At 67.1% G+C, this 12,843-nt stretch carries 13 protein-coding genes and 1 tRNA gene; 6 read left to right on the forward strand and 8 right to left on the reverse strand.

Annotated features, from left to right (window positions below):
* Window positions 1-68: 68 nt before the first annotated feature.
* The 3 genes from IFT63_RS10985 to IFT63_RS10995 all read right to left on the reverse strand — a co-directional run bounded on the left by IFT63_RS10985 (window position 69) and on the right by IFT63_RS10995 (window position 1,976).
* Complete coding sequence (locus tag IFT63_RS10985; protein WP_042613381.1) at window positions 69-1,046, reverse strand: beta-ketoacyl-ACP synthase III; 978 nt, start codon at window positions 1,044-1,046, stop codon at window positions 69-71.
* 89 nt (window positions 1,047-1,135) lie between these two features.
* The gene (gene rpmF, locus IFT63_RS10990) at window positions 1,136-1,330 is read right to left on the reverse strand and encodes a 50S ribosomal protein L32 (protein WP_042613380.1); all 195 of its coding nucleotides are present in this window, start codon (window positions 1,328-1,330) and stop codon (window positions 1,136-1,138) included.
* Window positions 1,331-1,466: 136 nt separating this feature from the next.
* A complete protein-coding gene (locus tag IFT63_RS10995; RefSeq protein WP_042613379.1) occupies window positions 1,467-1,976 on the reverse strand; it encodes a YceD family protein in 510 nt (169 codons plus the stop codon).
* 114 nt (window positions 1,977-2,090) lie between these two features.
* On the opposite strand from IFT63_RS10995, the gene IFT63_RS11000 reads away from it, so the two are divergent.
* Window positions 2,091-2,663 carry a Maf family nucleotide pyrophosphatase gene (locus tag IFT63_RS11000; protein WP_192084094.1) on the forward strand — a complete coding sequence of 191 codons (573 nt, stop codon included), beginning with the start codon at window positions 2,091-2,093 and terminating at the stop codon, window positions 2,661-2,663.
* Window positions 2,664-2,769: 106 nt separating this feature from the next.
* Here the strand turns inward: IFT63_RS11000 and IFT63_RS11005 are convergent, their stop codons facing one another.
* On the reverse strand, window positions 2,770-4,611 hold the full coding sequence (locus tag IFT63_RS11005) for a glycosyltransferase family 39 protein (RefSeq protein ID WP_192084095.1): 1,842 nt from the start codon (window positions 4,609-4,611) through the stop codon (window positions 2,770-2,772).
* A gap of 40 nt (window positions 4,612-4,651) precedes the next feature.
* On the opposite strand from IFT63_RS11005, the gene IFT63_RS11010 reads away from it, so the two are divergent.
* From IFT63_RS11010 to IFT63_RS11025, 4 genes are read left to right on the forward strand one after another with little or no spacing between them, the layout of a single operon-like run.
* Complete coding sequence (locus IFT63_RS11010; protein WP_192084096.1) at window positions 4,652-5,605, forward strand: AAA family ATPase; 954 nt, start codon at window positions 4,652-4,654, stop codon at window positions 5,603-5,605.
* Between the two features lie 32 nt (window positions 5,606-5,637).
* On the forward strand, window positions 5,638-6,558 hold the full coding sequence (locus IFT63_RS11015; RefSeq protein WP_192084207.1) for a DUF58 domain-containing protein: 921 nt from the start codon (window positions 5,638-5,640) through the stop codon (window positions 6,556-6,558).
* Window positions 6,551-8,497 (forward strand): DUF3488 and transglutaminase-like domain-containing protein, encoded by a 1,947-nt coding sequence (locus IFT63_RS11020; RefSeq protein ID WP_192084097.1) that lies wholly within the window; start codon window positions 6,551-6,553, stop codon window positions 8,495-8,497. The genes IFT63_RS11015 and IFT63_RS11020 overlap by 8 nt, the downstream gene beginning before the upstream one ends.
* Window positions 8,494-9,021, forward strand: coding sequence for a Slp family lipoprotein (locus IFT63_RS11025; protein WP_057506959.1), 528 nt, complete (start codon window positions 8,494-8,496; stop codon window positions 9,019-9,021). Before IFT63_RS11020 ends, IFT63_RS11025 begins: the two co-directional genes overlap by 4 nt.
* Before the next feature lie 84 nt (window positions 9,022-9,105).
* Here IFT63_RS11025 and IFT63_RS11030 read toward each other — a convergent pair whose 3' ends face one another.
* From IFT63_RS11030 to dnaX, 4 genes are all read right to left on the reverse strand, one after another.
* Entirely contained in the window at window positions 9,106-9,465 is a 360-nt protein-coding gene (locus tag IFT63_RS11030; RefSeq protein ID WP_192084098.1) for a histidine triad nucleotide-binding protein, read from the reverse strand.
* A 68-nt stretch (window positions 9,466-9,533) separates the two neighbouring features.
* On the reverse strand, window positions 9,534-10,130 hold the full coding sequence (gene recR, locus IFT63_RS11035) for a recombination mediator RecR (protein ID WP_192084099.1): 597 nt from the start codon (window positions 10,128-10,130) through the stop codon (window positions 9,534-9,536).
* Window positions 10,131-10,173: 43 nt separating this feature from the next.
* Entirely contained in the window at window positions 10,174-10,494 is a 321-nt protein-coding gene (locus IFT63_RS11040; RefSeq protein ID WP_042613371.1) for a YbaB/EbfC family nucleoid-associated protein, read from the reverse strand.
* 6 nt (window positions 10,495-10,500) lie between these two features.
* Window positions 10,501-12,477, reverse strand: a complete 1,977-nt coding sequence (gene dnaX / locus IFT63_RS11045) for a DNA polymerase III subunit gamma/tau (RefSeq protein WP_192084100.1) — start codon at window positions 12,475-12,477, stop codon at window positions 10,501-10,503.
* A gap of 144 nt (window positions 12,478-12,621) precedes the next feature.
* Here dnaX and IFT63_RS11050 point away from each other — a divergent pair.
* Window positions 12,622-12,714, forward strand: a tRNA-Ser gene (locus IFT63_RS11050).
* Window positions 12,715-12,843: the final 129 nt, after the last annotated feature.

Consider the following 12,843-nt stretch of genomic DNA (forward strand, 5'->3'; position numbering starts at 1 on the left):
ATTCTCCATAACGCAGTACGGCCCCGAGGGGCCGTCACGACGTTTTTACGAAATGGACACTCGCGTTATCAGTAACGCAGCAGTGCCGAACCCCACGTGAAGCCACCGCCGAACGCTTCCAGCAACAACAGCTGGCCGCGCTCTACCCGGCCCGAACGCACCGCGTGGTCCAGCGCCAGGGGGACCGATGCCGACGACGTATTGCCGTGCTTGTCCACCGTCACCACCACCTGGTCCATGGACATCTCCAGGCGCTTGGCGGTGGCTTCGATGATGCGCAGGTTGGCCTGGTGCGGGATCAACCAGTCCAGGTCGGCCTTGCTCAACGCGTTGGCTTCCAGGGTTTCGTCGACCACTGAATCCAGCGCCTTCACCGCGTACTTGAACACGTCGTTGCCCTTCATCAGGATCGCGCCGCGTGCCTGCTCGCCCTCGCCGAAACCGGCCGAAACGCCGACCGGATTCCACAGCAGTTCTTTCTTGCTACCGTCCGAATGCAGGTGCGTGCTGAGGATGCCGGTGTCTTCGTCGGCCTTCAGCACCACCGCACCGGCACCGTCGCCGAACAGCACGCAGGTGGTGCGGTCATTCCAGTCGACGATACGGGTGAGGGTTTCCGCCCCGATGACCAGCACATGGCGTGCATCACCGGAACGAATGAATTTATCGGCCACGCCCAGCGCGAACACGAAGCCGGAACAGGCCGCGTTGACGTCGAAGGCAGGGCAACCGGTCGCACCGAGCTTGGCCTGGATCAGGCACGCGGTGGACGGGAAAATCAGATCGGGCGTGGTGGTACCAACCACGATCATGTCCAGCTGGCTGGCATCGATGCCGGCCGCTTCCAGCGCCTTCACCGCAGCGTGGTAGCCGAGGTCGCTGGTGGTTTCTTCTGCGGCGGCGATATGCCGCTCTTTGATGCCGGTGCGCGAAACAATCCACTCGTCCGACGTCTCGACCATTTTTTCCAGGTCGGCGTTGGTCAGCACTTTCTCCGGCAAATAGCTACCGGTGCCCGCGATCCTCGAGTAGATCCGCTTGCTCATCGACATTCCTGTTGCGCGGGCGGCCGTTGCCGGTGCCCGGAGGGATACGGCAAAGGCCGCTGCCGGCACGGCAGCGGCCTTCACTCACATCAATCTTCTTCGACGGAAGAAGTCTTGGTCTGGATGACCTTCTTGCCGCGGTAGAAACCATCGGCAGTGATGTGGTGACGCAGATGCACTTCGCCCGTGGTCGGGTCGGTCGACAGCTGCTTTGCGCTCAGGGCGTCATGCGCACGGCGCATACCGCGGCGGGACGGGGTGACACGGGATTTCTGCACAGCCATGGGATTGCTCCAAACTCGGTTCGATGTTCTTCGTCGTTTCGTCGCACAGGACGCCAGCGCCCAGCACACTTTTCGCTTTCGCCGCAGCCGCCGACGATACCCGGCTGCATATTCGCTCGGTCGAGCCAGCCCGACCTTACTTTTTCTTCAACGCTGCCAACGCCGCGAACGGGTTGACCTTGTCGGTTTCTTCCTTCGTCGGGGCCCATTCCTGGTCCACCGCCTCGCCATCGGGCGAGAGGGGTACCACCGGGACCGCCAACACAAGTTCGTCTTCGACCAGCTCCAGCGGCACAAGCTGGCCATCTTCGGGCACCAGCAGGGCCTCGAAGTCCTCCGGAAGGGACGATTCCTCGTCTTCCTCGCGGATCAGGCCGATCTTCTGCACCAGCTTCACCGGCAGCAGGAAACGCTGCAGGCTGCGCTGACAGATCAGCGGCAGCTCGGTATCGATGGTCAATTCCACATAGGATACCCGCAGGATGTCGTCGTGCGAGAATTCCAGTGCATACGTGCACTGACCTTCAGCATCGGCAACAAGCCCTTGCAGGCGGGTGAATTGAGCCAGATCGACCTGGCCGTCGAAGCGCCTTCGCGCTGCGACCATCCGCCAAGCATCCAGCGTTTCGGGCACGTTCGCGGACATAAGCCGCTGAATGTTAAGGACCGTCGCGGCCGCTGTCAATTACCTGGAGCTTCAGGCTTGTGGCGGGCGTCAGCCAGGGGCCAGACTGGCTGGCCCAGAGCCCTGATTCCACGCATGAATACCCTGTTGCTGGCCTCTACCTCACCATACCGCCGCGAGCTGCTGCAACGGCTGCGCCTGCCCTTCGACTGCGCACGCCCGCAGGTGGACGAAAGCCCCCTGCCCGGCGAGGCCCCGGCCGCGCTGGCGGTGCGCCTGGCGGCCGCCAAGGCGGCCGAGGTCTCCCGGCGGCACCCGGGCGCATGGGTGATCGGGTCGGACCAGGTGGCCGATCTGGCGGGCCTGCCGTTGGGTAAACCGGGCACGGCGGAAGCCGCCCGGGCACAGCTGGCCGGGATGTCCGGGGCCGCCGTGCAGTTCCATACGGCGATCTGTCTCATGCGTGACGGAGAACGCAAAGAGGCGCTGGATACCACCACGGTGCGCTTTCGTGTGTTGACCGAGGCTGAGATTGCACGCTACGTGGATGCCGAAGAGCCGCTGGACTGCGCCGGCAGCTTCAAGTGCGAGGGCCTGGGCATCGCCCTGTTCGAGGCCATCGACAACCGCGACCCGACCGCCTTGGTGGGCCTGCCGCTGATCGCGCTGTGCGCACTGCTGCGCCAGGCGGGTATCGCGGTGCCGTGAGCTTGCGCCCCTTGGTGGGTGACGACCTTGGTCGTCACAGGGCCTTTCCCGACCCGGGCGAAGAGCGTGACGACCAACGGTCGTCACCCACCAGACCCAACGGTCGTCAGCGCGCGGGCACCACGAACGGTTGTTCCTGCCACAGCTCCACGCTGCCGTCGTGTCCATGCAGGCGCAGGCCCAGCCAGTGCCGTCCCGGCGCCAGCGAGCGGGTATCGAGGTGAGCATCGAAGCCCACGTTGGGATGCTGCGGATCATTGGACTGCGGCCACGCCGGACGGATGTCGAAGGCCCGCCCGTACACCGCATCGGTCACCGCGCGCCCATCCAGCAGCACTTCCACGCGTGACAGCCCGACGCCGTCCTTGAACGCCCAGCCGCGCACGTGCAGGTCCGCCGCCACGACATCACCGGAGGACGGCGCATCGAACCAGGCCATCGCCGGCGTGATGCACGGCCCCTCCTCACGCTGGGCCGGCAGGCGGATCAACAGGAAACGCTGGAAGCCATGGTCGCTGCTGACCACGCGCGGCGGCGGCAGCGGACCGACCTGGCCACAGATCGCGTGATAGCGGTCCAGCAGTTCACGGTAACGCTGGTCGCTGGGCGACAGCACCAGCAGCAGCGGACCATCGCGCTTGCCATCGTGCAGCTGGCCCCACAAGCCCAGCTGCACGCTGCGCCCATGCTTGTCGTTGAGCGGATGCGGCAGCACCGCGATATCGGCATCGCCCAGCTGGAAGCCCAGCTCCGCGCCGACCTTGAAGTTGCCGGCCAGCACCTTGGTGCCCGGCGGCATCTGCTGCAATTCCTCGCGCACGGCATCGGCCAGCGGCTGCCAGCCGGCGAAATTGCGCGGGTAATATTTGTAACCGGCCAACTGCTCGCGCAGCTGCGGCGAAGACGCCATCAGGTAGTAGCTGAAGGCCAACGCCAGTCCCACCCCGGCGGTCCACCATGCCGTACGGCGCAGCCAGCGCGGCCAGCCATTGAGCACCACCGGCACGGCCACCAGCAGCGCCAGGTAGCCCGGTAACGGCCAATGGAAACTGATGCGTTCCACGTCGGTGAAGAAGCCGAGCACGAAGATCGCCAGCGTGGACACGCCACCAACCAGCCCGAAGTAACGCCATTGCGCGCGCGCACCGCCCCCGGCACGGGTGCCGGCCACGGCTACTTTCCACATCGCCAGGCACAGCAGCGGGGTGACCAGCATCGGCTGGATCACCAGGAACCACAGCCCGGTCCATTGGAAATCCCAGGGATGGCGATCGACCATCTGGAACTTCAGCCCTGCCTCATGGTTGTCCGCATTCCATGCCAGCAACGGCAGCCATGCCAGCACGCCAACGGCCAGCGCCACCCAGATGCGCGGATCGCGCAGCATCCGGCGGCCTTGCGGCAACATCAGCAAGGCGATGAAACCGACGGCGATCACGCCAATGAAGCGGTAATGGCTGAGCGCGCCGATCAGCAGGCCCAGCGCCAAGCGCATCGCGGCTGCGGCATCCACCGTGTGCAGCAAGCGCGCGCCAGCCCCCAGGCATAGCACCGCGGCCATCGCCATCGGCACGTCCGGCACGGCCAACATGCCCAGCGTGGCCGACAGCGGCATCAGCAGAGTCAGGCTGCCGGCCTGCCAGCCGGCCACGTTGCCGAACCAGCGCGTGGCGATGCGCGATACCGCCCAAGGCAACCAGGCCCCGATGGCCAGGAAGGGCAGGCGCAACGCCAGCACATGGTGCCCGCCGATCTCCACGCCCAGCCGGGCCAGCCACGCAGTGAGTCCTGGCAGGTCGGAGTAGGCGGCGGCCAGGTGCTGGCCTTCCTGCCAATAGAAGGCCTCGTCGACGAACAACGGCAGGCGTGCGGCCACGACCAGCTTCACTGCCGTGATCAGTGTCCATAGCCACAGAAATATCGTGCGTGCGCGTTGTTCGCCCTGCATTGCTCTATAGAATCGAAGGAAGACCGAGCCAGAGACGACGATGGATTCTTCGCCCCCCGTGCCCCGCATGCTAACCGATGAACTGCGTCAGGCTCTGCTTGATGCGCAACAACAGGTCAACGCCTTGGTACTGGGCAAGGCCCACGAAGTACGACTGGCCTTCGTCGCCCTGCTGTCCGGCGGGCATCTGCTGATCGAAGATCTGCCCGGTCTGGGCAAGACCACCCTCGCCCACGCGCTCGCCTCCAGCCTGGGACTGGGCTTCCAACGCGTGCAGTTCACGTCCGACCTGCTGCCGGCCGACGTGCTTGGCGTGTCGATCCTGGATCCGGGCAGTCGCGAGTTCGCCTTCCATCCTGGGCCGGTGTTCACCCACGTGCTGCTGGCCGATGAGATCAACCGCGCGCCGCCCCGCACGCAGAGCGCGCTGCTGGAAGCGATGGCCGAACAGCAGGTCACCCTGGATGGCCAGACCCATGCCCTGCCGGACCCGTTCTTCGTGATCGCCACGCAGAACCCGGTGGACCTGTCCGGCACCTTCCCGCTGCCGGATTCGCAGCTGGACCGGTTCCTGCTGCGGCTGGCGATGGGCTATCCCAACGTGGACGCCGAACGCGAGCTGCTGCGTGGCGTGGACCGTCGCGACCTGATCGCGCGCGCCACCCCGAAGCTGGACGACCAGCAGGTGCGCGCACTGCGCGAGGCCGTGCTGCAGGTGCATGCCAGCGATGCGCTGATCGATTACGTGCAGGCACTGCTGACCCGCAGCCGGCAGCACGCCGGCGTGCGCGTTGGATTGTCACCGCGTGCCGGGCTGGCGCTGCTGCGTGCAGCGAAGGCGCACGCGCTGCTGCTGGGCCGCGCGCATGTCATTCCCGAAGACGTGCAGACCTTGTTCATCGGCGTGGCCGGGCATCGCCTGGTCGGCGAAGCCGAGTCGTCGGCCGGCACGGCGCTGGCACGCGCGATCCTGCAGACGGTGCCGGTGGATTGAACGCGCCCGTGCCTACGCGCCGGCAGTGGCTGATGAACCTGGCGCGCCCGCGCCAGCCGGAAACCTTGCCGCAACGGCTGGACCGCCGACGCATCTACGTCCTGCCCACGCGCTTCGGACTGTTCGTGGCCGCGGTGCTGGCGGCGATGCTGCTCGGCGCGCTGAACTACAACAACAACCCTGCCCTGTTGCTGGCGTTGCTGTTGGCCGGCGCCGGCGTGGCCAGTGCGATCAGCGCGCACCTGACCTTGTCCGGGCTGAGCCTGGATGCGGTCAGCGCCGAGCCGGTTGCAGCCGGCCAGCCGCTGCGCGTACGCGTTGCACTTTCCCAGCGCGAACAGCGCGGCCGCCCGGGCCTGCAACTGGACCACGGCGATGCGCACAGCTGGACCGCAGTCCCGGCCGGCGGCCGGGTGGATGCCGAACTGGAACTGCCCACCACCCAACGCGGCTGGCTGGACCTGGACCGCATCCGCCTGTCCACCACGCAGCCGCTGGGACTGGTGCGCGCGTGGTCGTGGTTCTGGCCGGACCAGCCGCTGCTGGTGTATCCGCACGCCGAAACCCAAGGCCCCGGGCTGCCCGAACAAGGCAGCGACCCGCTGCACAGCCGGATGGATGCGGCCGGCGAAGAACTGCATCAACTGCGCCCCTATCGCGCAGGCGATCCCCGCCGCAGCATCGCCTGGAAGCACTCCGCACGGCGCGACACGCTGCTGGTGCGCGAGTATGAAAAGCCGGCCGGCATCGAGGTGATGCTCGACTGGCGCCAGCTGCACGGACTGGGCACCGAACAACGCATCGCCCGGCTTGCACGCTGGGTGGACCTGGCCGAACGCGAGGGCCGCCGCTATACATTGAAGCTGCCGGGCCAGCCGGCCCTCGGGCCTGCACAGGGCGCTTCGCACCACCATCTCTGCCTGCGCGCCCTTGCGCTGCTGCCGCATGACTGAACCTGCCCCCACCCTGCTGGACCGCCATGCACGTGGCTGGGCCTTGGCAAGCACCGCGCTGGCCCTGCTGCCATTGCTGCTGCAGCTGCCCAGCGTGCTCGCTGCCACCATCGCCGGTGTCGCCCTGCTGACCGCCGTGGTGTCACGTCGTGGCCTGCTGCCGGTAACCGTGCGGCTGTTGCTGGTGCTGGCGATGCTCGCCCTGATCTACGTGCAGATGGGCATCCGCCCCGGCCGCGATACCGGCTGTGCGCTGCTGGCGGCGATGCTGGCGATCAAGTCCAGCGAACTGCATACCCTGCGCGATGCGCGCAGCCTGCTCGGCTTCGCCCTGTTCGCCCCGTTCGCCGCCTTCCTGCTGGATCAGGGCCCGATGACCACCCTGCTGGCCACCCTGGCCGGCGTCTGCGCGCTGCTCGCGCTGCAGCGGCTGGCGCAGGTCGAAGGCCGGTCACCAACGCCGGCACTACGCGTGCAGGTGCGTGGCGTGCTGCGTCTGCTGCTGATCGGCCTGCCCTTGGCGATGGCAACCTTCTGGTTGTTCCCGCGCCTGTCACAGCCGCTGTGGGGCCTGCCGGACCGTGCGGTCAGTCGGCCGGGCCTGTCCGACAGCATGGAACCGGGCCAGTGGCTGGACCTGATGGCCGACGACACCCCGGCGCTGCGCGCGCAGTTCCATGGACCGGTGCCAGCGGCGGAACAGCGCTACTGGCGCGGCCCGGTGATGACCCATTTCGATGGCCGCACGTGGATCCGCGACCGCCGCAATGAAGAGCGCGCGCCGGTTCCGGTGCAGGCCGGTACGCAGCGCTGGAACTACACCATCGACTACGAACCCACCGACCGCCGCCAGCTGGTCGCGCTGGACCTGCCCGGCAGCGCACCGGCCGGCGCGCGACTGACCGCCGATTACAGCCTGGTCAGCGATCGCCCCCTGGCTTCGCTGAGCCGCTGGACGCTGCAGTCGGCGCCGCCGCAGGTGTTCGCCGCGTCCTTGTCGCCGTGGCAGCGCCAGCTGTCGCTGCAGTTGCCGGAAGGATTCAATCCGCGCACCGCTGCGCTCGCTCGCCAGTGGCGCGCCGAAGCCGGCAACGACGACGCCGCGCTGGTGCGTCGCAGCCTGGACTGGATCCGCGCCGAGTTCGCCTACTCGCTGGATGCCGAGTTGCCCGGCCGCAACGCGGTGGACGAATTCCTGTTCGATCAGAAGGTGGGTTTTTGTGAACACTTCAGCTCGGCATTCGTCGTGCTGATGCGCAATGCCGGGGTGCCGGCGCGCGTTGTCACCGGCTTTGCCGGTGGCGTGCGCAACCCGATCGGCGACTACTGGGTGGTGCGGCGCATGGACGCCCACGCCTGGGCCGAAGTGTGGCTTCCCGGGCGCGGCTGGGTGCGCGTGGACCCCACCGCCGCGGTGGCCCCCGAACGCATCTACGACACACTGGAAGATCGCCTGGGCACCGAAGCGGGCGGCATGCAGGGGGCTTGGCTGCAGACCGGACAGGCGATGGACTGGCTGCGCAGGGGCTGGAACGAGATGGTGCTGTCCTTCGACGCCACCCGCCAGCAGCAGTTGCTGCGGCCGCTGGGCATGCCGGACCTGTCGCCGGCACAGCTGATTTCCAGCCTGGTGGTGATTGCGCTGATGGCGCTGGGGGCGATGGCCTGGGTGCTGGCCCGCGGCGAACGCGAGCGCGACCCGTTGCTGCGCGCCTGGCACCGACTGGGCCGCCGTTACGCGAGACAGGGCCTGGCGCGTGAACCGTCCGAGCCGGCGATGGAATGGGCACGCCGCGTTGACGCCCATCGGAGCGATCCTGCCTTGCTGGCGCTCAGCCAGCGTTTCGTCCATGCGCGCTACGCTGGCACTCATGTCGACCACGCTTCATTATTGGCCGACCTGCGCAGGCATCGTCCGTCTTCCGGAGCCACATCATGAACATCAAGATTCTGCTTCCCCTGGCTGCCTCACTGGCGCTGGCGGCCTGCGCGACGGCACCGAAGCCGCTGCAAGGCCAGTTCGCCGCCGTGACCCCGCGCGATACCGTGGCGACCCAGCAGGTGGGCGCGCCGGTGCGTTGGGGCGGCCGCATCATCGAAACGCTGCCGGGCCAGGGCCAGACCTGCTTCCAGCTGCTGTCGCGCCCGCTCAACGCCAGTGGTCGCCCGACCACCAGTTCCACCGACGCCAGTGACGGCCGCTTCGTTGCCTGCCGCGCCGGTTTCTATGATCCGGCGGTATTCGAAGAAGGCCGCGATGTGACCTTCATCGGCCGCGTGGACGGCTACGAGAACGTCAAGATCGGCGAGTACGACTATCGCCTGCCCAAGCTCGCCGCCGATGTGATCTATCTGTGGCCGGAACAGCGCCAGGTCGATGTGGTGCCCTACCCGTACGGTCCTTGGGGCCCGGGTCCGGGTCCGTGGGGCCCGTGGGGTTACGGTCGCTACGGCTGGTGGTGACTGCTGCCTGAGCTGTAATGAGAGCCGCCTTCGGGCGGCTTTTTTGTGGCGCGCGGCACGACGAAGCAGAACCGGTATCGCGGCTTAGCGGCCCGGCGCGCCGAAGTGGCCCAGCGGGGCGCCAGCCAGCAGGTGCAGGTGGATATGGAACACGGTCTGCCCGGCATGCTCGCGGCAGTTCATGACGATGCGGTAGCCGTCTTCGGCCAAGCCTTGTTCGCGCGCGTACTGTGCGGCGGCCAGGGCCAGTTTGCCGATCAGGTGCGCCTGCCCCGGCGTTACGTCATCCAGGGTGGGAATGACCTCGTTCTTCGGGATGAACAGCACGTGCACCGGCGCCTGCGGCGCGATGTCCTTGAAGCCCAGCACGTCCTCGTCTTCGTAGACGATGACGGCCGGGATCTCGCGGCGGATGATCTTGCTGAAGAGCGTTTCGCTGGTCATGGGTTTCGCCTCTTGGGGAGGTGCCGACCAAGGTCGGCACTACGCGCGTGGGTATGCTTCTGTCTTTATTACCGCACTTCGCTGCGCGTGCCGAAGGCATGCGACAACGTGCCACGATCGACGAACTCCAGCTCGCCGCCCAGCGGCAGGCCCTGCGCGAGACGGCTCGGCCGCACCTGCCGCGCACGCGCCAGTTGGGCGAGGTAATGCGCGGTCGCTTCGCCTTCCACCGTGGCACTGGTGGCGATGATCATTTCGGTGATCTCGCCGGCATCGAGCCGCTGGCCCAGCAGCTCCAGCCCGAGTTCGCGCGGGCCGATGCCATCCAGCGGCGACAGCCGGCCCTGCAGCACGAAGTACACGCCGCGGAAACCGGTCGCGTTTTCGATGGCCAGCCGGTCGGCGGGGGATTCCACCACGCACAACTGGCTGCGCTCGCGGCTGTTGTTGGCGCAGGTCGCGCACAGTTCGCTTTCACTGAAATCGCGGCACTGCGCGCAATGGCCGATGCGCTCCATCGCCTGCGCCAGCAGCGAGGACAGCTTCTCGCCGCCCTCGCGCTCGCGTTCCAGCAGGTGGTACGCCATGCGCTGGGCGGTCTTTTGGCCCACGCCGGGCAACACGCGCAGCGCTTCGATCAACTGGTCAAGCAGGGGTGCGGACATCATTCGGCTCGGATAGAGCCGGGCCATGCCCGGCTGCGCTGCATCAGAACGGCAGCTTCATGCCCGGGGGCAGCTGCATGCCGGCCGTGGCCGAACCCATGCGGGTCTTCGACTCGGCATCGATCTTGTTGGATGCATCGTTGAAGGCTGCTGCAACGAGGTCTTCCAGCATTTCCTGATCGCCCAGCAGCGACGGATCCAGGCGCACCTTACGGCATTCCTTGGCACCGGTGAGGGTGACGCTGACCATGCCGCCACCGGCGCTGCCGGTGACTTCAAGCTTTGCGATTTCTTCCTGGGCCTTCTGCAGGTTCTCCTGCATCTTCTGGGCCTGCTGCATCATCTGGGCGATATTGCCGCGCATGGTTCTTTACTCTTCAAAGGGACGGATGGAATCGGACACGAGCCGCGCGCCGTGCTTCTGGATCAGCACCTGCACTTCCGGATCGGCCATGAAAAACGCCTCGGCCGCCTGCTGGCGTTCACTCCGCTGACGGTCTGATCGCTGGTGCAGGGTCTCGGCCGGCGCCTGCGTGGCATCGACCACGATCTTCGGCGGCGAACCCAGCGCCTTGCCCAGCATCTCCGCCAGCGCGCCCAGCGCGCGTTCGGAACTCAGGTACTCAAATCCGGGCGACAAACCCAGTTTCAAGACCCCGTGCTGGAAACTGATGAACGCCGCGTTGGCGGCAAGCTGCCGCGAAGGCCCACTCAGGCCACTGGCAGCCACCAGTTCCAGCCAATCTTCGGCACAGGCCAATGCCACCGAAGCACCGCCCGGGGCTGCTGCTTCGGCCACCCTGGCGGCAGGCGCGATGTCGATGCCTTCGGCGCGGAACGGCTTGGGCGGTGCCGCCACCGCAACAGCGGGCGCAGCGCGCGGTGCCGGTTCGGCAGATGGCTGCCACGGCGCCAGCATGGCCGCGTCCGGGCCAGCCAGTTCAGCCGCCAGTGCATCGTCGCGCTGGTCGCTGTCATCGGCCGCTTCGATCTCCCACGGGGGCAGATCCGGTTCATTCGAGGCCGGCGGCGGATCTTTCACCGGTGCCGGCGGCGCTGGCTCGGGATCTTCCACCGGCGTGGTATCCGGCAGCGGACCGGGCTTGGGCGCTGCGGCCTGCACGCTGGCTTCCACGGCCGGCGCCGGTGCGGCGGCAACGGGTGCGGCGGCGATGCCGGTCGAACCCGCCGAGCCGCTCGCCGCCCCCGTCGAACCACCCGACTGCAGACCTTCGCCACCTTCCGGTGCACGCGGCACCGGCGGCACCGCAGCGGCCGGACGGAAGGCCAGCATGCGCAGCACGGCCATTTCAAAACCGGCGCGCGGGCTCGGCGCCAGCGGCAGGTCGCGGCGGCCGTTGAGGGCCATCTGGTACCAGAGCTGCACCACTTCCGGACGCACCCGCGCAGCAAAGCCGCCCAGGTCCAGGCCATCGGCGGCGATGGCACCGGGCACCAGCTGCTGCACCTGGATGCGGTGCAGGGCATCGGCCAGCGCTTCCAGCACGCCGCTCCAGTCCGGCGAGAACTCCGCCAGCGCCGCCACGACCTGCAGCAGGCGCTGGCCATCACCTTCGGCCAGGGCGTCGAGCATGGCCGCCACCTGGGTGCGATCCACCGTGCCCAGCATGGTGCGCACCACGTCCTCGCGCAGCGCACCGCCGGCATAGGCGATGGCCTGGTCGAGCAACGACAGGCCGTCACGCAGGCTGCCGTCGGCGGCCTTGGACAGCTGCACGATGGCGCTGTCGTCGGCTTCGATCTCTTCGGCCGCCAGGATCCTGGTCATCTGCCCCTGGATCTGGTCTTCGTCCAGGCGCTTCAGGTTGAACTGCAGGCAGCGGCTGAGCACGGTGACCGGCAGCTTCTGCGGATCAGTGGTGGCGAGCAGGAATTTGACGTGCTCCGGCGGCTCTTCCAGCGTCTTCAGCAGCGCATTGAACGCCGCCTTGGACAGCATGTGCACTTCGTCGATCAGGTAGACCTTGTACTTGCCCCGCGAGGGCATGTACTGCGCGTTCTCGATCACCTCGCGGACATCGTCGACGCCGGTGTTGGATGCCGCATCGATTTCCAGCAGGTCGATGTAGCGACCGGAATCGATGTCCAGGCAGGCCGGACACTGGCCGCAGGGATCGGCACTGGTGCCCTGTTCGCAGTTCAGCGATTTGGCGAAAATACGCGCGATGGTGGTCTTGCCCACCCCGCGGGTACCGGTAAACAGGAAAGCGTGATGCACGCGACCGCTGTCCAGCGCATTGGTAAGCGCGCGGACCACGTGTTCCTGGCCCACCAGCTCGGCAAAACGCTTTGGACGCCACTTGCGGGCAAGGACGAGATAGGACATCAGGCCACCGTCTTCATCAGGACGACCATTGTGCCACGCCTGTCCAGCCCCCTACGTCGGCAACTGCAGGGCCTTGTGTCCTGCCGCGCAGCCAGCTAGAATCTGCGGCCCCTGCAACGGCATTGTCGTTCCGCAGGGGAATCCGGAGAGGTGTCCGAGCGGTTGAAGGAGCACGCCTGGAAAGTGTGTAAGCGTCTAAACCGCGCTTCGGGGGTTCGAATCCCCCTCTCTCCGCCAGACAAATGAAAAGGGCTGCCCATCGGGCGGCCCTTTTCATTTGTCTGGCGGAGAGAGCGGCAGATGAGAAGCCCCGGGGTTCGACGGATCTGCAGGAGCAGATCCGGACAGCCGAAGGCTGGCCCTGCA

The sequence above is a fragment of the Stenotrophomonas sp. CFBP 13724 genome (assembly GCF_014841975.1).
Lineage (GTDB): Bacteria > Pseudomonadota > Gammaproteobacteria > Xanthomonadales > Xanthomonadaceae > Stenotrophomonas > Stenotrophomonas lacuserhaii.